This is a genomic window from Pyxidicoccus sp. M6, assembly GCF_055568925.1.
Genome location: NZ_CM145714.1, coordinates 1,566,344 through 1,585,367, shown reverse-complemented (window position 1 = coordinate 1,585,367; position 19,024 = coordinate 1,566,344). Strand labels below are relative to the sequence as shown.

The 19,024-nt window shown below is 71.3% G+C and carries 17 protein-coding genes; 7 read left to right on the top strand and 10 right to left on the bottom strand.

Annotation, left to right across the window (positions count from 1 at the left end; all coding sequences use genetic code 11):
* Window positions 1-145: 145 nt before the first annotated feature.
* Window positions 146-1,756 carry a serine/threonine-protein kinase gene (locus ACVTJA_RS06725; protein WP_465834794.1) on the top strand — a complete coding sequence of 537 codons (1,611 nt, stop codon included), beginning with the start codon at window positions 146-148 and terminating at the stop codon, window positions 1,754-1,756.
* 213 nt (window positions 1,757-1,969) lie between these two features.
* The gene (locus ACVTJA_RS06720) at window positions 1,970-2,821 is read left to right on the top strand and encodes an ATP-grasp domain-containing protein (protein ID WP_465834792.1); all 852 of its coding nucleotides are present in this window, start codon (window positions 1,970-1,972) and stop codon (window positions 2,819-2,821) included.
* A gap of 42 nt (window positions 2,822-2,863) precedes the next feature.
* Here ACVTJA_RS06720 and ACVTJA_RS06715 read toward each other — a convergent pair whose 3' ends face one another.
* A complete protein-coding gene (locus ACVTJA_RS06715; protein WP_465834791.1) occupies window positions 2,864-4,324 on the bottom strand; it encodes an alpha/beta hydrolase in 1,461 nt (486 codons plus the stop codon).
* 155 nt (window positions 4,325-4,479) lie between these two features.
* On the opposite strand from ACVTJA_RS06715, the gene ACVTJA_RS06710 reads away from it, so the two are divergent.
* Window positions 4,480-5,016, top strand: coding sequence for an FHA domain-containing protein (locus tag ACVTJA_RS06710; protein WP_465834789.1), 537 nt, complete (start codon window positions 4,480-4,482; stop codon window positions 5,014-5,016).
* Here the strand turns inward: ACVTJA_RS06710 and ACVTJA_RS06705 are convergent.
* The 4 genes from ACVTJA_RS06705 to ACVTJA_RS06690 form a co-directional block, all read right to left on the bottom strand.
* Window positions 4,988-5,761, bottom strand: coding sequence for a tetratricopeptide repeat protein (locus tag ACVTJA_RS06705; protein WP_465834788.1), 774 nt, complete (start codon window positions 5,759-5,761; stop codon window positions 4,988-4,990). The genes ACVTJA_RS06710 and ACVTJA_RS06705 overlap by 29 nt on opposite strands.
* On the bottom strand, window positions 5,730-7,235 hold the full coding sequence (locus tag ACVTJA_RS06700) for a serine/threonine-protein kinase (protein WP_465834786.1): 1,506 nt from the start codon (window positions 7,233-7,235) through the stop codon (window positions 5,730-5,732). Before ACVTJA_RS06700 ends, ACVTJA_RS06705 begins: the two co-directional genes overlap by 32 nt.
* Window positions 7,236-7,607: 372 nt before the next feature.
* Window positions 7,608-8,120, bottom strand: coding sequence for a MopE-related protein (locus ACVTJA_RS06695; RefSeq protein ID WP_465834785.1), 513 nt, complete (start codon window positions 8,118-8,120; stop codon window positions 7,608-7,610).
* Window positions 8,121-8,125: 5 nt separating this feature from the next.
* Window positions 8,126-9,352, bottom strand: coding sequence for a PEGA domain-containing protein (locus ACVTJA_RS06690; protein WP_465834783.1), 1,227 nt, complete (start codon window positions 9,350-9,352; stop codon window positions 8,126-8,128).
* Window positions 9,353-9,547: 195 nt separating this feature from the next.
* On the opposite strand from ACVTJA_RS06690, the gene ACVTJA_RS06685 reads away from it, so the two are divergent.
* From ACVTJA_RS06685 to ACVTJA_RS06670, 4 genes are all read left to right on the top strand, one after another.
* Window positions 9,548-9,988, top strand: coding sequence for a host attachment protein (locus ACVTJA_RS06685; protein ID WP_465834781.1), 441 nt, complete (start codon window positions 9,548-9,550; stop codon window positions 9,986-9,988).
* Between the two features lie 98 nt (window positions 9,989-10,086).
* Window positions 10,087-11,985 carry a methyl-accepting chemotaxis protein gene (locus tag ACVTJA_RS06680; RefSeq protein WP_465834780.1) on the top strand — a complete coding sequence of 633 codons (1,899 nt, stop codon included), beginning with the start codon at window positions 10,087-10,089 and terminating at the stop codon, window positions 11,983-11,985.
* Between the two features lie 10 nt (window positions 11,986-11,995).
* Window positions 11,996-12,595 carry an HAD family hydrolase gene (locus ACVTJA_RS06675; RefSeq protein ID WP_465834778.1) on the top strand — a complete coding sequence of 200 codons (600 nt, stop codon included), beginning with the start codon at window positions 11,996-11,998 and terminating at the stop codon, window positions 12,593-12,595.
* Window positions 12,592-13,416, top strand: a complete 825-nt coding sequence (locus tag ACVTJA_RS06670) for a glycosyltransferase family 2 protein (protein WP_465834777.1) — start codon at window positions 12,592-12,594, stop codon at window positions 13,414-13,416. Before ACVTJA_RS06675 ends, ACVTJA_RS06670 begins: the two co-directional genes overlap by 4 nt.
* A 101-nt stretch (window positions 13,417-13,517) precedes the next feature.
* On the opposite strand, the gene ACVTJA_RS06665 is transcribed toward ACVTJA_RS06670, so the two are convergent.
* From ACVTJA_RS06665 to ACVTJA_RS06645, 5 genes are all read right to left on the bottom strand, one after another.
* Window positions 13,518-14,177: a glutathione S-transferase family protein gene (locus ACVTJA_RS06665; RefSeq protein WP_465834775.1), complete on the bottom strand. Its 660-nt coding sequence runs from the start codon at window positions 14,175-14,177 to the stop codon at window positions 13,518-13,520.
* A 42-nt stretch (window positions 14,178-14,219) separates the two neighbouring features.
* Window positions 14,220-14,819 (bottom strand): adenylate/guanylate cyclase domain-containing protein, encoded by a 600-nt coding sequence (locus ACVTJA_RS06660; protein ID WP_465834773.1) that lies wholly within the window; start codon window positions 14,817-14,819, stop codon window positions 14,220-14,222.
* Between the two features lie 393 nt (window positions 14,820-15,212).
* Window positions 15,213-16,037 carry a hypothetical protein gene (locus ACVTJA_RS06655; RefSeq protein WP_465834771.1) on the bottom strand — a complete coding sequence of 275 codons (825 nt, stop codon included), beginning with the start codon at window positions 16,035-16,037 and terminating at the stop codon, window positions 15,213-15,215.
* A 12-nt stretch (window positions 16,038-16,049) separates the two neighbouring features.
* Entirely contained in the window at window positions 16,050-16,868 is an 819-nt protein-coding gene (locus ACVTJA_RS06650) for a hypothetical protein (RefSeq protein WP_465834769.1), read from the bottom strand.
* Window positions 16,869-16,943: 75 nt separating this feature from the next.
* Window positions 16,944-18,902 carry a serine/threonine-protein kinase gene (locus tag ACVTJA_RS06645; protein WP_465834767.1) on the bottom strand — a complete coding sequence of 653 codons (1,959 nt, stop codon included), beginning with the start codon at window positions 18,900-18,902 and terminating at the stop codon, window positions 16,944-16,946.
* Window positions 18,903-19,024: the final 122 nt, after the last annotated feature.

Below are 19,024 nucleotides of genomic sequence, written 5' to 3'. Positions count from 1 at the left end.
ACCCCGTGAAACATTTCAGCGACAGCTTACGTACTGAGTCCAGCGCCCTGGGGTAGCACCTGGGCGGATGTATCGCGCAGTGCGTCAGCGCCACACTCGGGGTGCCCCAGCACCCGCAGTCCCACCCTTATAGAGTTCGCACGCCATGGCCACCCCCACCCAGACGAGTCCCGTCTCGCGCTTCCTCGACAGCCATCTGCGCCGGGACGCGCAGGCGCGGGAGTTGTCCGTGGCCCGCTTCATGGCGGGCCTCTCCGGTGCCTCGGTGGTGGTGGCGGCGGCGCTGGGGCCCTCGCTGGGCTGGGGGCTGACGCAGGCGCTGATGGGGCTCTCCGCGGTGTTGTGCGTCTGGTACACGGTGCTGTGGCGGGTGCTGCGCTCCGGCGTCTTCCACCCCGCCGTGCCGTGGATCAACGTGGCGATTGAAGTGAGCATCCCCGCGGTGGTGCTCGCGTTCGACCTCCGCTACCAGGGCCCCATCTACGCGCTCACCGCGCCCACCATCGTCATCTGGCCCACGCTGATTACGCTGGCCACGCTGCGCAGCAACCCGAAGCTGGCGCTCTCCGCCGGCATCCTCGTGGCCGCCGAGTACCTGGGCATCTATTTCTTCTTCGTGCGCCCGCTGCTGCCGGAAGACGCGCTCATCACCCTCACGCCGCGCTTCATCGCCACGCGCGCCTTCTTCTTCGTCGCGGCGGGCGTCTTCACCGCCATCCTCGCGCGCCACTTCCTGCAGCTCACCCGCGGCGCGCTGTCCGCGCTGCGCGAGCAGGAGGTCATGGGCAAGTACGTGCTGCACGAGCGCATCGGCGCGGGCGGCATGGCGGAGGTGTACCGCGCCACCTACTGCCCCGAGGGCGGCTTCCAGAAGGCGGTGGCCCTCAAGCGAATCCTCCCGGCCTTCACCGACAACGAGGAGTTCGTCACCCTCTTCCGCCACGAGGCGGAGCTGTGCTCCTCGCTCAACCACCCCAACATCGTCCAGGTATTTGATTTGGGCCGCCACGGCGGCACGTACTTCCTCGCCATGGAGTTCGTGGACGGGCTGCCCCTGAGCAGCCTCTCCAAGGCGCTGGGGCGCAAGCCGTTGCCGTTGGCGGCGGCCACGTACGTCGCCGCGGAGCTGGCGTCCGCGCTGGACTACCTCCACCGGAAGACGGGCCCGGACGGGCAGCCGCTGCGGCTGGTGCACCGCGACGTCAACCCGCCCAACGTGCTGGTGTCGCGCTTCGGCGACGTGAAGCTGTCGGACTTCGGCATCGCCCGGGGCGCGGCGCGCGCGCAGCTCACCCTGGCCGGCAGCGTGCGCGGCAAGCTGGGCTACATGGCGCCGGAGCAGGCCATGGGGCGCCCCTTCGACGGGCGCGCGGACCTCTTCGCGCTGGGCCTGACGCTGTACGAGGTGCTCACCGGCCGGCGCGCGCTGCAGGCGCCCACGGATGAGTTGCTGCTGCGCGCGGCGGTGGACCAGCAGGTGGAGCCGCCCTCGCGCTTCAACCCGGAGGTGCCTCCGGCGCTGGACGCGGTGGTGATGCGCCTGTTGGAGAAGGACCCGGCGCGCCGCACCGCCACGGGCGCGGACCTGCGCGCGCAGTTGCTCTCCCTGGAGGGCGCGGCCGCTCCCTTCCCTCGCGGGCAGGCGCTGATGGCGCAGGCGGCGCGCGACGCCATGGAGCAGACGCGCCGCGCGGTGGTGGAGCAGCAGGCGGCGGACGACGTGCGCACCAGCCAGCGGCTCACCATGCGGGCGTAACAGAGCGCGGCAGCGAGGGCAGTACAGTCCCCGTGTGTCACGCACCTGGAGCGTGAGCGGCATGCACGTGCCCTCATGCATGGAGCACACGTCTCCCCGCCCGGTGCGTGAGCGACACCAGACGCGGCTGCCCACGTGGGGCGCGGAACCGCTGCGCCCCCGAGCGGTCCGCGCTATCAAGGCGGCGCCGATTCCTCACCGGGAGCCTCCACCTTGGACGTCGCCGTCCTCACCTACTCCGGCCTGCCGCAGCTCGACGCCTTCGACGCCCCGCTCCTGCCCGCGCTGGCGGACCTGGGACTGGAGGCGCGGCCCGTCATCTGGGACGACGCATCCGTGGACTGGCGCACCGTGCGCCTGGCCCTGGTGCGCAACACGTGGGACGTCCACCTGCGCCGCGATGAGTTCGTCGCCTGGACAGAGCGCGTGGGCCGCCTCACCCGCCTCCACAACCCGCCCGATGTCCTGCGCTGGAACACGCACAAGCTCTACCTGCGCGAGCTGGAGGCGAAGGGCGTGCCCGTGACGCCCACCGTCTGGGTGGAGCGCGGCGGCACGCTCGACGTGGGCGCCCTGGCCCGCGAGCGCGGCTGGGACGCGGTGGTGCTCAAGCCCGCCGTGTCCGCGGGCGCGCTCAAGACGTACGTCTTCCCCCGCTCGGACGCGAAGACGGCCACCGCCCGCGTCGCCGAGCTGGCCGCCGGGTGCGAGGTCATGGTGCAGCCGTACCTCACCGCCTTCGAGACGGAGGGCGAGCGCAGCTACATCTACTTCGACGGCGCCTTCAGCCACGCCGTGCACCGGCCGCCCACGCTGCAGGACGCGCCGCGCGGCTTCTCCGAGCCTCGCGCCTTCACACCCGACAACGCGGCGGAGCTGCGCCTCGCCGAATCCGTGCTGGAGGCCATCGGCCAGCCGCTGCTCTACGCGCGCGTGGACGTGGCCACGGACAACGCGGGCCACACGCGGCTCCAGGAGGTGGAGGTGACGGAGCCGCGCCTGTTCCTCTCGCTGGACGCGGGGGCGCCGGGCCGGCTGGCCCGGGCCATCGCCGCGAAGCTGTGAGCGCGAAGCCGAGAGGCGGAGCCCTGACGACGCGCTAACAGCCTAGAGGCCGCACGTCTTCGGGTCCGCGTTGCGGAAGGAGCACAGGAGCTTCGGCAGGCGCTTCTTCCAGTAGAACCAGTCGTGCGCGGCGCCCGGCTCGTTCAGGTGGGCCACGGTGTAGCCCTTGCCCTTCAGTGCCGTGACGAACTGGAGGCTGGACTGGCAGTCGTCGCCGCCCTGCTCGCTGTCGCGCGTGCAGCCCGTCGTGGGCGAGCCGTGGTCCACGTAGAAACGCAGCGACACCACCGGGTCCTGTCCCGCGCGGACGACCATCGCGTTGCCGTCGTTCCGGTCCACCTCTCCGTCATGCGGCCAGAACAGCGAGCCGGACTGGCAGCCCACGAAGCCGAAGCGGTCCGGCATCTGGAAGCCCGCGTACACGGAGATGAGCCCACCCAGCGACGCGCCCGCGATGCCCGTGTCCTGGGGCCCCTTCTTCACGCGGTACGCCGCCTCCACGCGCGGCATCAGGTCGTCGCGGATGAAGGCCAGGTATTCGTCCCCGAGCGGGGTGGGCCAGTTCGGGTCCTTCTTCGGCGGGAAGGTGTACTGCGCCAGGCGCACGTTCTGATTGGGCAGCGCCACGAAGACGAGCACCGCAGAGTCCCCCGGGTGCGCCGCGTACCAGTCGTCCGCGGCCTGGGCGAAGGACTCGCGGGTGAGGCTCTCGTTGCCGTCGTGGAAGTACATGACGGGCAGCTCGGGGCAGTCCGGCCCGTCGTATGCCGCGGGCGTGTAGACGAAGACGTCGCGCGCGTCGTTCAGCACGGTGGAGTGCACGCCGTACCACGCGGTGAGCCGGCCCTTCGTCGTGTCCTGCAGCCCCGGGTACACCAGCGAGTTGAACTGGCCCACGTCGTTGCGGTTGAGGCCGTCCCACACCACGTGGTGCGCGGCCGGGTCCTGGAAGTAGTTGCCGTCCTTCACCAGCTTGTACGGCTGCGGGCCGGTGCGGGGGATGTCCACCTCCGCCACGTACAGGTCCGTGTCCCGCACCTGCACCAGCGGTGTGGCGGTGGCGGACCACTCGTTGAAGGCACCCGCCACGTAGGTGTCCTTCCCTGCTTCGCCGCGCACGAAGAAGGCCACCCGGGGACGGATGGTGGAGGAGTCGCTCACCAGCGGCGTGCCACCCTGCTCGGCCACCGCCGCCACGAACCGGTCGATGGCCGCCACGCGCGCCTCGCCCGTCGTCGCGCGGCTCATCTCCAGCTGGAGCTGCGACAGGAGGGAGAGGGGCGCGCCGTGCACCACCGTGTCGCGCTGGCAGGCCCACTCCCTGGGCCCTGCGTCCGGCGTGCCCGCGTCCGGGAATGTCTGGGTGAAGGGCGGGTCCGTGGGGGTGACACCCTTCTCGGAGTCTTCACAGGCGGCCCACAGGGCCGCGCACAGCACGACGGCGGACAGACGGCGCATCTCGTTTCCGGGAGGCAGGAGGTTGCGGATCAGCAGGCGCCGCATGGGACCTGCGACAGCATGTGGGCGAGGGTGTACTACAGCCCCCGGCCCGCACGCGAGTGGGCCCCCCTGGCCCGCTTCCGCCCATTCGTGGACACGTGGACAGCGGGTTTGCGCCTTGTGCCCCACTCCCGGGTGAGGGAGGTTATGGAGTCCTCATGGCTCGCGCTCTGTTGCTCTCCCTGCTCGTGCGTCAGCACATGGCGCTCAAGGAGAAGTTTCGCGCCAAGTACCCACACCCGTGGCTGGTGTGGGAGGCGGGCGCCTGGAATGTCCCGGAGACGCTGGAAGGCAACGTGGCCGCCACGCGGCTGCCGCTGACGGATTTGCGCGACTGCCTGCCCGCGGGCGACGCCATGTGCTTCGAGCTGGTGGCCATGGCCGAGCGCGGGCCCATCGGCCTGGGGCGCGCGTCGCACAACGCCCTGGTGGTCAACGACGCCACGGTGTCCCGGGAGCAGCTCACCCTGAGTCCCGCGCCGGACGGACGGTGGCAGGTGACGCGCCTGCCCGGCTCGCGTCCCGTGTCGCTGGAGGGCGTGGCGCTGGAGCCGGAACAGCCCACCGTGCTGACGCCGGGCGTGCAGCTCCAGGTGGGCGACGTGCGCCTCACCTTCCATGACGCGGAAGGCTTCAACGAGCGCATCGGCCGCATCGCCGCGCAAGTCATCGCGCAGGCCGCGCCGCCGCGCTGAATGCTGGCGCGGCCTGGCGCGTGCTTCCCACGCTGCCCAGCGACGTGGGCCGCGCGTCCGGGCCGCTCGTCGCGAGGATGACGCCGGTGGTGACGAGCGCCGCGGCGGCGCCCGCTCCGGCCCACACCCACCACTTGCGCGTCCACGGCGTGGCCACGCGGGCCTGTGCCTGGGGCGCGGGACTCGTGAGCGAGTGTGCCGTGCGCGCCTCCAGCGCGCGCTGCTCGGCCTCCAGCTCCGCGCGGCGGCGGGCGGCGGCCTCGGCCTCGGCCTTCGCCGCCTCGGCGCGGGCACGATGCACCTGCTTGTCCCGCTCGACGCGCTCGCGCTCCTGCCGCCGCGCCTCCTGCTCGCGGGCGCGGGCCTCCATCTCCTGCACCAGCTCCTGCACCACCGGCGCGGACGGCGCGTCCGGCAGCAGCGACAGGTAGCGCCGGTAGAAGAAGGCCGCGCGGGAGAACTGGCCGAGCTGCCGGTGGCATTGCGCCATGTTGAAGAGGAAGCCCGGCAGCGGCTTGAGCCGGTACGCCTCGCTGAAGGACTTCAGCGCCTTGTCGAAGTCCCCCACGTCGTACGCGAGGTTGCCCTCCGCGAAGCGCGCGCGCGCCTGCACCTCGGCCGTGGGCGTCACCGCCGCCACGGTGCCTTCCGCCGCCCACGCGGACGACGGAGCCCCCTGCAGCAGCAACCCACCCAGCGCCAGCGTCAACCCATCAAGGAGCCGCGAACGGGTCGATGACCGCATCGCGCACCCCACCCTTCCGAGTCCCCGGCCGCGACGACGCCGGCGTGTGCCGGGGCGCCGTCTGCGCCTTGGCGAGCGGCACCTCCAGCACCGCGTGCGTGTCCAGCCGCACCACCCGCTCCGACGGGACGTAGCCGGCCAGCTCCACCCGCAGGCCCAGGGCCGCGTTGCCGCCCGGCAGCTCCTTGACGAGCGGCGTGACGCCCAGCACCTCGCCCGTGTCCGAGCGCAGCACCTGCGCCCCTTCCGGGAAGGAGTGCACCGTCAGCGTCACGGGCCCGTACGTCGCGGACGAGGGCGCTTCCGCCGCCGCCACCACCGACGCCGCACCCGCCGCCAGTGGAGGCGGCGCGGGCTCGCGCATGGGCCGCAGGCCCGTCCACGTGAGCGCGCCGGACACCAGCGCCACCACCGCCGCGCCCGCGGCCAGCATCGCGCGGGAGCGCCACGGCCCCGCCGCCGCGCGCATCTTCTGGGTGGGCCGCTCCGAGGGGTCCGACGCGTCGGCCTCGGACAACACCGGCGCGTTGGCGGCCGCCGTCGTGGGCAGCAGCAGCAGCGCCGTCGTCACCTCCGCCAGCGACTGAGGCCGCGCCTCCGGCTCCTTCGCGAGGCAGCGCAGCACCAGCTCCGCCAGCTGTGGCGGCAGCGGCTCACCGGAGGGCAGTTGCGAGGGCAGCGGCGGCGGCGGCTGGGTGATGATTTGCACCACCAGCTGGCCGAAGGCCGGGGCCTGGAACGGAGGCTTCCCGGCGAGCAGCTCGTAGAGGATGTTGCCCACCGCGTACACGTCCGCGCGCGGGTCCACCTGCAGCCCCGCGGCCTGCTCCGGAGCCATGTACGCGGGCGTGCCGATGATGGTGCCGTCCATCGTCCCCGTGGTGTTGCCCTCGGACGTGAGGAGCTTCGCCACGCCGAAGTCCAGCACCTTCACGAAGTCCGGCTGCCCCGCGCGGTGGATGATGAAGAGGTTGTCCGGCTTGACGTCCCGGTGCACCACGCCCACCTGGTGCGCCGCCCCCAGCGCCGCGCAGACCTGCACGACGATGCGCTGGATGCGCGCGAGCGTCAGCTTCTCCTCCATCACGAGCGACGTCAGGCTCTGCCCGCGCAACAGCTCCATCACGCAGTAGACGTGCCCGCCCTCGCCCTCGTCCACGAAGTCGAAGATTTCGACGATGTGCTCGTGGTTGATTTGATTGACGGTGCGCGCCTCCTGGAAGAAGCGCTGCACGAAGCCGCTGTCCCGTGCGTGCTCGGCCTTGAGCACCTTGAGCGCCACCTGGCGCCCCAGCCGCGCATGGCGCGCCTGGAACACCTTGCCCATGGACCCCTCTCCGAGGAGCCGCTCGAGCTGGTAGTTCCCCAACGTGGAGCCTTCCCGCAGCTCCACGTCGGACCGGTTCACGACGCCCGACACGGCGCCCCCGGCGGTGGACAGGACGGTCTGTGCGAAGAGGTCATCAGAGCCCATGATGGGAAGAAATTTCCATGCGAGGGCCAGACGGCAACCCTCTCATGCGCGTCTGTCTTCCCAGGGACGGCGGACCTGTCGGGCTGTGAGAATTCGCGATGCCACACGCGAGGAATTTTCGAGTCCGCGCCCTCCGAAGAACACCCACCCGGCCCGCAGGGGCCGTTCGCCAGTCGCCACGCCGGGGCCGCGAGGACCTCGCGCCGGCTGACGGCTGGTGAACAGGGCTGGGGGCGCGGAGTCACGGCGTGGAGTCTCAGGGGTGAAGCGGAAGGGTGGGCGTGGGTGCGCGCGGCGGGGTGCCTCGGGGGAGGACCCCGCCGCGAGGCGGGCGATCACCTACACGTCCCGGTGGCCCGCTCCCCCGCGCGTTCAGTGCGCGACGCACTCACCATTCACGCAGTCCTGCAGGATGGAGCACGCCGCGCCGCAGCGGCCGCAGTTCTTGGGGTCCGCCTTCAAATCAAAGTCCTCGTCGGTGCTGCCGTCGCAGTCGTCGTCCTTGCTGTTGCACTTCTCGGTGCCCGGGAGCACCTGGTTGGAGCAGACGGTCTCTCCGTTGCGGCTGCACACGGACTGGCCGGCGTGGCACAGACCCACGCCGTCGGTGCCCTCGGGGCCCGAGTAGCAGGACGTGTCCAGCTCATCCACCTGGCCGTCGCAGTCGTCGTCCACGAAGTTGCAGAGCTCGGTGGGCTCGGGGAGGCAGCAGTACCGGGGGCCGTCGTTGGGCAGCGACGTGCACACGTAGCCGTCGCCGCCGCAGTCCGCGTCCGCGGCGCAGGTGTAGGGAACATCGTTGGGGAAGTCCACGCTGCAGCCCGCCGCGCCGGACAGGAGCAACAGGGCGCACAGCGCACGCAGCCAGGGATTGAAGGTCTTCATAGGGCTCAGAAGCTCCCGCCGACGATGAGGTGGAGCGCGGTGGAGGAGGACGGGGCGGCGCCGCCATTGGCCGGCGCCACGGTGGTGGACGAAGCCGGGGCGCTGCGCGAGGGCACCAGCACCAGCCACACCACGCTGCCGGCCGCCACCACGCCGCCTCCGGCGACGAGCGCCGTGGCGAGGTTCGCCTTCGACTGCGCGTCCAGCCGCTCCTTGCGCGACAAATCGTAGATGCCGTCGCCATTCGCGTCCGTCGCGCGCTTCTCCACGTCCTTGGCGCTCTTGCCCATGACGAGGCCCACGCCCACCGCCGCCAGGCCCACCAGCGCGGTGTAGAGCGCCGGCCGCTTCAGGATGGCGGGCACGCTGCTTTCCCCGCTCTTCTTCTTGGACAGACCCGCCACCGCGTCCTCGGGACCCTCCGGCGCCGGGCCGGAGATTTCCAGGTTCACCTCCAGGGACTCGCGCGCGCCGGGCTTCAGGTTCAGCGTCTTCGTATAGGTGCTGTACTCGTCCGCGGACACCTCGAGCTGCTGGGTGCCCGGCGGCAGCCGCGCCTCCACCTCGCCCACGCCGAGGATGCGCTCGCCCACCTTCACCACCGCCGTCTGCACGTTGACGGTCACCTTCAGCACCGCGCGCGGACGGGCCAGCGCCATCATCCGGTTGGACAGCTTCGTGGCGGCCTCCTTCAGGAAGGCGGCGTCCTTCGGGTTGCGCCCCGTCACCACGTCCTCGTGCACCACGCGCTTGTCGCGGTCATACGTCCACGCGCGCAGCGTCCAGCCCGCGTCCTCCAGCGACAGCCGCGCGGTGGTGAGCAGGTCCGCGTCCAGCGACTCCGCCGGCTCCGCCAGGCACGAGGCCTCCGTGCAGCGCACCGCCGCGTCGTAACCGCCCTCCAGCCGCTCGCGCACCTCCCGGAGGTTGGAGCCCAGCGTCACCATTCCCGACGACAAGGCCCCGCTCGCCAGCGTCTTCAGCCAGGCGGACGCCTGCTGCGCGCCGGCGCGCTCGGGCGTGTCCAGGCCGAGCAGGACGAAGCGCGGCATCAGCGCCGCCTTCGGGTCATCTTCGGGGCGCAGGTCCAGGCCCATGTCCTGGCCGGACTGCTGTGTGGAGGAATCGCTGCTCAAATCCAGACCGAGTCCGCCCTGGTCCTGGGCCCGCGCGGGATGGACCCACAGCGCGAGCGCCAACAGGGCGACGGAGGAGGCGGGGGGAATACGCATGCCGGACGTTTTACCCTGTCGCCTCCCACAACGGAACGCTCCTCCGAGGGCGGGCGGGCGGCCGAATCACCTCCCATGTCAACCCGGGTGGGACATGGCCGCCTGCCCTGCGCGCGGCGGGGGCGCGGCTCGGTGACGGAAGCTTGCCGGGCGCCATACCGGTCCTCATCTCCCAACCTAAAGGAGACGAACGACATGGCGGATGGAACGCTCTGGATTCTCGTGGGGAACGCGAGCCGTGCGCGGCTCTTCGCGACGGACGCGAAGGCACAGGGGGATTGGCATCTGGTGGAGGAGTTCCAACACGAGGAGAGTCGCGCCAAGGCCTTCGAGCTGCTCAACCAGCCAGACAACCCCAACGCGGGCACGCTCCACGGCCCGCCGGTGGAGAACGAACCCAACGGCCGCAAGGTGGTGGAGCATGACCGCTTCGCCCGCGAGCTGTCCGACTACCTGGACAAGGGGCATGATCGCCACGCCTTCGACAAGCTCGTCATCGCGGCGCCTCCTGAATTCCTCGGACGCATGCGGAGATTGCTGAGCTCGCGGGTGAAGCAGCGGGTGCTGCTGGACGTGGACGCGGACTACTCCAACGTGCCGGCCAGGGATTTGCCCGACCGCGTGCCCGTCCTCTAGGCAGGCAGGCGCGGAAGGCCGTACGGGCGTTCAGGGCTCTGGTATAGGGCGAGGGGCAACCATCTCGGGGGGCCCCCGCCCGCCGAGCCCCGAGGCTCATGTCACTCCCCCTCCTCGGCGCCCTGTCGCTGCGCGGGCGCCTGACGTTGTACGTCACCCTGTTGTCCGTCGTTCCGCTGCTGCTGCTCAACTGGCTCCAGACGCACAATGCGCGGCGGATGCTGGAGGAGCAGATTCGCGCGTCGCTGCTTCGGGAAGCCGAGGGCGTGAGAGATTTGATGGAGGCGACGCTCGCCGAGCGCGAGGCGAGCCTGCGCAACTGGGCGGAGGACACGGACGTGCGCTCCGCGCTGCGCACCGGCAATCTCCAGGCCGCGGACACGCTGCTGGCGCTGCTCCAGCGCCGCTACCTCACCCTCAACGGCATCGTCCTCTTCAACGACGAGGGCCACGCCGTGTCCGCCAGCATGCCCGCGCTGCGCGACGCGTACGCCGCCGACCCGGACATGGTCCTCAAGAGCTCCTGGTTCCGTGAGGCCCAGCAGGGCCGCACCACCAGCGACGGCCTCACCCACGAGGACCCGGTGCTCGGCGTGCGCGTGCTGTCCCTGGCGGCGCCCGTGGTCGACCCCGCGTCGAACCACCGCATGGGCGTGCTGCTGGCCGCCTTCGACTGGGCCCAGGTGGATGAGCTGGTGCGCCCGTCGCTCGCCCGCGCGAGCCAGCGCGGCTGGACGAGCTTCGCCCTCGCGCTGCACCGTCCGGACGGCACGGTGCTCCATGACTCGCGCGGCGCCGAGGCGCGCGGGGACGAGGGGCTCCTGGCGGTGTCCGCCATCAACGGCACGGACGTGAAGGACGTGGGCGACGGCTGGCGATTCGTGGCGCTGGTGGACCCAAACGAGGCCTACGCGCCGGTGAACCGTGCGCGCACGGTGGCGCTGCTGCTGGCCGCGGGCTTCCTTGTCGTGGGCGTGGTGGGCGCGTGGCTGCTCGCGCGCCGAATCACCGGCCCGGTGCTGGCCCTGCGCGAGGCGGTGACGCGCATCGTCCGCGAGGGCGACCTCACCCAGGCCATCGACGTGAAGGCGGACGACGACGAGGTGGGCGAGCTGGCCGGCGCCTTCGGCCAGTTGGTGCGGCAGTTGCGCGACACGGCGCAGAGCCTGCACAAGGGCACCCGCGTGCTCAGCGAGACGGTGGCGGAGCTCCAGGCCGCCGCCGCCCAGCAGGAGCGCAACGTGGCGCGCCAGGCCGCCGCCCTGCAGGAGACGCAGGTGACGGCGCAGGAAATCAAGCAGACGTCGCTCCTGGCCGCGGAGAAGGCGGACGCGGTGCTGACGGTGGCCGCGCGCGCGGAGGAGGTCGGCCAGGCGGGCGAGGGGGACATCCGCGACAGCCTCGGCGGCTTCCAGTCCCTGCTGGCGCAGTCCCGGCAGATGACCGACCGAATCTCGCAGCTCAACGAGCGCACGCGCCAGATTGGCGGGATTACGCAGACGGTGAAGGATTTGGCGGACCAGTCCAACATGCTGGCGCTCAACGCGGCGATTGAGGCGGCGCGCTCGGGCGAGCACGGCAAGGGCTTTGGCGTGGTGGCGCGCGAAATCCGCAGCCTCGCGGACCAGTCCATCGACTCCACGGTGCGGGTGCGCGACATCCTCGACGAGCTGGGCAACGCCATCCTCTCCACCGCGCGGATGACGGAGGCGGGCCACGCGCGCGTGGAGGCGGGCCTGGAGCAGGTGCGCAGCAGCGGCGAGCGGCTGAAGGAACTGGCCACCATCATCCAGGACAACGCCTCTGCGGTGAGGCAGATTGCCGGCGCGGTGGCCCAGCAGAACGCGGGCATCGCACAAATCTTCGGCGCGGTGACGGACCTGTCCTCGATGATGAACGACACCCAGCAGGGCCTGGCGGCCACGACGCGGGCGGCGACGCTGCTGCACGAGGTGTCCGAGCAGATGCAGACCGTGGCGCGCGCCTACCGAATCTGAAGGAGGCTTCATGGCGGCGGTGAAGGCGGTGCTGTTGGACTTGGGCAACGTCCTCGTCTTCCATGACAACGCGCGGCTCTTCACGCGGCTGGGCGCGCGCGTGGGGCTCTCCGGCCCGGAGGTGGGCCAGCGGCTCACCGGCGCGGGCTGGACGGCCGCCAACCGGGGACTCCTGGACGCCGAGGGCATCCGCCGGGACGTGTGCCGCGCGCTCGGCGTGGACCTGCCCATGGCGGAGTTCGCGCCGCTCTGGAGCAGCCACTTCACGCTGCACACGGCCGTGCTGCCGCGCGTGGAGGGGCTGGTGGGCCGGGTGAAGCTGGGGCTGGTGTCCAACACCAACGCGCTCCACGCCGCGTACCTTCGGCCGCTCCTGCCCGTGCTCCAGCGCTTCGACAGCGTGGTGATGAGCTGCGAGGTGGGCCACGTGAAGCCGGAGCCGGAAATCTACCGGCGCGCGCTCGCGGGCGTGGGCTGCGCGCCGCACGAGGCCGCCTTCTTCGACGACTTGCAGGAGTTCGTGGACGCGGCCAACGCGCTGGGCCTGCGCGGCCACCTCTTCACCACCGCGGACGCCTTCGACGCGCAGCTGAAGGGGCTGGGGCTGTGAGGCTCGGCGGCTACGTCCTGCACCGCGACAACCGGGACACGCTGGAGCCGTGCCTGCGCGGGCTGCTGGCCCTCTGCGACGACGTGGTGGCGCTGGACTCCGGCGCCACGGACGGCTCGGCGGAGCTGGCGCGCTCGATGGGGGCGCGCTCGGTGCCGCACGCGTGGCACGGCTACGGGGCGGCGCGCAAGGCCGCGGTGGCCGCGCTGGCGCCGTGCGACTACGTCTTCTTCCTCGACTCGGACGAGACGCTGTCGCCGGAGGCGGTGGAGACGCTGCGCGCGTGGAAGGCGTCGTCGCCCACGGAGGCGGTGTACCGGCTGCCCCGGCGGGACTGGGCGGAGCTGGACGGGCACCGCTTCCTCTTCCGCACCCAGTGGCGCGCGCGCCTGGTGCGCCGGGACAGGGCCGTGTGGAAGGCGGAGCAGATTGTCCACGAGGCGCTGCCGAAGATGCCGGGCGGCCGCGTGCACGCGCCGATTGAGCACCGCTTCGCCACGTCGGTGGAGAGGCGCTCGGCGAAGGAGGAGCGGTACGCGCTGCTCTGGGCCCTGCGCGCGCACGCGGAGCGGCGGCCGCTGAAGCCCGTGGGTGTGCAGCGCGTGGCGTCCTGGGTGCGCGACTGCATGCTGAAGGGCGCGCTGTTTCGGGGTGGCGCGGACGCGTCCCGCCTGGCGTGGGCCGTGGCGGGCTACCACGCCGCGAAGTACGCGTACCTCCGAGAGCTGCGCCAGGGCCGCTACCCGGAGCTGGCCCGGGCCTACGCGCAGGGGCGCTACGACGAGGTCTTCACCCGCGTGCGCGAGGGCGCGCTCGGCTGAAGGCGGCAACCACCGCGCCCCTCATGCACGTGCACGAGGGCGCGTTCGCCGCTGAAGAGGCGAAAGGCCGCGCCGCGTACGCGCGGCCTCCCGCCGGAGCATCACTCGTACTTCGCGATGGGCTTCTCGAGCTTCCCCGCCTCGGTCCACTTCTGGAGGGCCGGCAGGGCGAGCACCGCGTCGCGGTACGCGGCGCCCACCGCGTCCAATTCCACGCCGTACGTGACGAAGCGGGTGACGACGGGCGCGTAGAAGGCGTCCGCGATGGAGAACCGTCCGAAGAGGAAGGGGCCGCCCTGGCCGAAGCGGGAGCGGCAGTCCTTCCAGATGGCCTGGATGCGGGCGATGTCCTCCGCCACGCCGGGCTCGCGGCCCTGACCCGGCTTGCGCGCGCGGATGTTCATGCTCATGTGGTTGCGCAGCGCCGTGAAGCTCGAGTGCATCTCCGCCGTCACCGAGCGCGCCACCGCGCGGGCCGCCTTGTCCTCCGGCCACAGGCGCGCCTCGGGGAACGTCTCGGCGAGGTACTCGCAGATGGCCAGCGAGTCCCAGATGGACAGCTCGCCGTGCTTGAGCAGCGGCACCCGCGCGCTGGGCGAGTGCTGGAGGATTTTCTCCGTGGTGTCCGGCTCTCCGAGCTGAATCACCACCTCCTGGAACGGCTGCCCGGTGTGGGCCAGCGCCAGGTAGGGACGGAGGGACCAGGACGAATAGTTCTTCGTACCGACGACGAGCGTGAGCGGGGACGAGGACTGGGGCATGCGCGGCACCCTAGCGCCGTTGCGCCCCCGCACGCGCGGACTTCAGTTCGCCGGCCCCCGGCGGCCCAGCAGCGAACGCATCCGGCTGAACAACGTCACGCGGTTGCGACGCTCCGGCGGGTCGATGCGGTAGACGGCCACCGGCAGGCGGATGTTCTTCATCTCCCCGCGCCCCAGCCGCACCGGCGGCGTGGTCAGCCGGCCCTCCACCTGCCGCGCCACCGTCTCGCTGACGTAGAGCGTGCCGGGCCGGGCCAGCGCCTCGATTCGCGCGGCCAGGTTGACGCCCTCGCCGAAGACGTCGCCGTCGCGGTGCACCACCATGCCCAGGTGCACGCCCACACGCAGCACCATGCGCCGCTCCGCGCCCACGCCGCCGTTGCGCGCCTCCAGCGCCCGCTGCAGCTCCAGCCCGAAATCCACCGCGGCCGGCCCGCCCTCGAACTCGAGCAGGAAGCCGTCCTCCAATCGCTTCACCTCGCGCCCGCCGTGGCGCGGCAGGAGCTCGCGTACCAGTGACGCATGCTCGTCACGCAATAGCTGTTGGAGCGCGTCATCGCGCCACGACTCCCGCCCTTGGCCTTCGATGCCAGTGAACAGGATGGCCGACAGCTTCCTGGGTTCCGGTGCCTCCATCACCATCGTTCGCTCCCCTCCCCCCGGCACAGACGGTGGATGACGTTACTTCAGTTGCTCCACGACGGGGTCCCCGGTCCCAGCCGAGCCCCCCGTCCCGGCTGGGACCGGGCCCCGGACGACCCTTCGCCACATGCAGCGCGGCCGTACGACGGGCGCAACCCCACCACCCCCGCGAGCCCCGGGGCACGGAGGCGCCACGGGAGGTTGGCCCCCGGCACCGGCTCCGCGCTGGACTGCGAGGTGGTGGACATTGCGTAAACCATCCTGTTTGGTGCCATCAGGATAGGTCATCACCAACGCAATGCATCAACACCCCGCAACATTTTTGACGCAGGGTGTCCACGGGAGGACTCGGGAGGTCGGGTGGAGTCCCGGCCCGGACAGAGCGGGGGTTGGCTACAGGTCGTCGCAGGGCGTGCCCAGGCGCGCGCCGGTGTAGACGCCGAGCTCGTTGTAGATGAGCAGGAGGTTCTGCTCCACGGGCACCGCGCGCAGCTCGTTGCGGCGCTTCTTCGCCACCCAGAACGAGGGCTGCTCGCGGTCCAGCACGAGCTGCAAGTCGCCACCCCGGGTGGAGAAGATTTCGCCCTTCGAGTCCTCGACGACGTTGAGCATCTGCTGCGGCTTCAGCCGGCCGCGCTGGCCGATGGAGACGCGGTAGCCCTTCGCCCCGGACCAGGGCGTGCTCTTCTCCACGAGGTAATAAGTACCCTTCGAGTCGCGCAGCAGCGCGTGCGGCGCGTACTTCTGCGGGCTCGCTTCGTAGGCGGCCTGGAGCAGCAGCTCGCGGGCCTTCGCGGGCTCCACCCGGCTGAAGGGCGTGGTGCGCCGGCCGCAGGTGACGGCGCAGGTGTTCTCCTTCGTATCCACCTTCACCCGCGAGTACGGCCGCAGGTCGATGCCGCTGCCATTCACGTTGCTGTTGGCCTCGGGGTTCTCGAAGCGCGGGTCGAGGAACGCGCCCGACGGAATCCAGATGTGGTTGGGCGCGAGCGGAATCTCCGTGAAGCGCTTCCCGTCTCCGTAGAAGAGCTGGACGTGGGACTTGCCCGGAATGGGCGTGGCCACGACGTAGTGGCCCTTCCCGTCGGTGCACAGCGAGGTGCGCTCCAGCGTCATGCGCTGACCCAGGTTCTTCGCGGCGCCCCAGGGCGGTTCGAATGCGAGGGACGCGCTGGAGGACAGGAGGACCGCCAGGACGACGAATCGTGAGGGTGACATGCGAGCGCCTTCCTAGAGGGAGTCCATGAAGAACTGCGCCGTCTGCTCGGGGCTGATGTGGTCCGCGCCGGGGGCGATGCTCCACACCACCGTGTCCGCGTCGAGGCGTCCGCCGAAGCGCTCACCGGCACGGCAGTCCACGCGCTTGATTTTCGCCTGCACGGTGCGCCGCGCCTCCTCCGACTCGTCGCACAGGAGCTTCAGCGCCTCCAGCGGCCCGGCGCAGTAGCCGCCAATGGCCTCGCCATCCTCGAGGAGCTTCTGGGGCATGGCGTCCCAGGTGATGGCCGCCGTCACCTGCGAGCCGCACGACGTGTTGAGCGCCTTCGCCGCCTCCGCGAGCCGGAGGTCGTGGTCCCTGGACCAGAAGGCCGTGTCGAAGGCCTCGCCCCGGGCGAGCGTGCCGTCCGCGAGCTGTCGCAGGTACAGCTCTTGGACGTCCTCGGACTTCAGCGCGGCGGTGCGTGCCGCGTCGGGCTTCACGTGGATGAGGTCGTCCTTCAGGAGCGCCAGCACCATGAAGTCGCCGGTCTTCCTCCCGAAGCTCTTGCGCTCCTGGAAGAAGCGCATGTCCCGGCCGCGCCAGCGCGCCCAGAGCTCCGTCCCATCCTCGGTGGCGGTGTGGAGGAGCACCTTTCCGTCCTGGTCATCGCCAGGGACCTGGAAGTGGACGAGGTACTTGTGCTCCTCCGGGGGCAGCAGCGGGACGACGCTCACCACCTCACCGCCGGGGCCGGAGTACACGGTGCCCTTTCCGACGGGGCCGGTGCCCGGACCGGTGGGGCGGGCGCCCCGGGCACAGCCCAGGGCACAGACAAAGACGACACTCATGGCCAGAAGGCTCTTCAAGCGACTCACCTCGATGATGGGGAAGCTCCGCGCGAGCCCGGCGAGCGGACCCCGCGCTCAGAGCGCGATGTCGTGCTGCTTGCAGTACTGACGCACCCGGGTGCGTTCCCATGCGGGGACGCGCGGCCAGACGGTGAGAGCGTTCGACAAGTCTTTCTGGAGGCAGTGCGCGCGGACGAGGAGCGAGAAGGACGTGCCGGTGACCTGGACGCGCTGACTGCGGCGGACCAGGTGCAACGCCTCGTCCGCGTCTCCGCGCGACAGGGCCTTCTCCGCCGCCACGAGGTCCGCCAGCGCCGCCTCGTCGACGGGAGCGCGGGCGTTGGCGGTGGAGCCCTTCGCGGTGCCGGAGGTCTTGGGCCTGGCGGACGGATTCGAGGTGTCCGCGCTGTTCTCGGGAGTACGTGCATCCATGGGCGGTGAAGATACCGGCCCGGTCTGTCGCGACTCCGCCTGGGCGGTGCCGGAGGGGTTGTTCGCCGCGGGCGGCACTGCCCCCTGCGTGGGCTGCGATGGAACCGCCGCGGGCGGCGCATTGCCGTTCGGCGCGGATGGCACTCCGCCCTGCGCGGGCTGCGACGGGACGGGCTGCGCGGCACCGTTCGGCGCGGCAGCAGCGCCAGACCTCGGTGGTGCCACCTCGGAGGGCATGCCCCCCTGCGGCGCGTTCCCCTGCTCGGTGGGCTTCGCTCCCATGACGCCCGGACGCATCCCCACCGCCACCACCACCGCACCGACGAGGACGAGCACCGCCGCGACCACCCACCACCGCTTCCTGGAGCGCTTCGTCTCGATGAACGGCGCGGGCCCCTGGGCCACGCCAACATCCGGGCGCACCACGTGCGTGGAGCCCCCGGGCGGCGTGCCCTGCTCCTCGGGCCCGGGAGGCATGCCCTCCAGCAGCGGCGCATCCACCGTCATCGTGGACACTTCATGCAGCGGCACATGGACGACGGGCCGCTTCGCCGAGGCCCCCGGTGTTCCCGACGCGAGCGGCTGGAGCTGACGCCGCTCCGACACCGTCGCGGCCTTCGACGGAAGCGGCTCTCCCACCGGAGGCTCCGGCTGCCGGCCCACCGTCTCGAGCTGCGAGGGGCGCACCGACAGCGCCGGCACCGGCACCGCGCTGGGCGGCAGCGTCTGGAGCGGGCTTCCCGTCAGCTCCGCGATGAACGCCCCCACGTCGGGGAAGCGGTTCTCGGGCTTCTTCTCCATCGCCCGGTAGATGGCGTCCACCACGTGCGGAGGCACACCGGGAGCCAGCGCCTCCAGCGGCTGCGGCTTGTCGTAGACGATGCGGTAGATGAGCTCCGGCAGCGGCCCGTCCTTGAACGGCAGCCGGCGGGCCAGCATCTCGTACACCATGCACCCGAAGGAGAAGATGTCCGTCCTCGGGTCCACCTCCTGGTTCTTCCCCTGGGCCTGCTCGGGCGCCATGTACTGCGGCGTGCCCAGCAGAATCCCGCCCTGGGTGTTGATGCTCTGCGAGTCGATGATTTTGGAGATGCCGAAGTCGAGCAGCTTCACGTGCTCCACGACGACGCCGCCCATCTCGGTGGGCACGAGGAACACGTTCCCCGGCTTCAAGTCCCGGTGGACGATGCCCGCGCGGTGCGCCGCCTGGAGCGCCGAGCCCATCTGCCGGGAGATGGAGAACACCTCCTCCAGCGTGAGCGTCCCCCGCCGCACCCGGCGGGACAGCGGCTGCCCGCGCAGGCACTCCATGACCAGGAAGGGAGAGCCATCCTCCAGGTTGTCGAAGTCGAGCACCTCGACGATGTTCGGGTGGCCCAGGCGCGAGGCGATTTCCGCCTCGCGGCGGAAGCGCACGTAGACTTCCTTCCCCAGTCCTCCGTCGCTGCGCAGCACCTTGATGGCCACCTGCCGGCCGGGAAGCCGCAAGTGATTGGCCAGGAAGACGGTGCCCATGCCGCCGCGGCCCAGCACGCCGACGATTTCGTACGTTTCCCTCAGGACGGTGCCGAGGGGGATGTCGCGAGTCACGGAGGGAGGCATGAAGGGTGGGCGCTCAGGCCCGAAAGCCAATTCTATCCTGTACCCCCCAACACCCCTTGGCGAGTTGTCCGCCCCTCCCGAGCGCGGATTTCTCCCAATTTCCGAGAAGCCAGGAGGTCGCT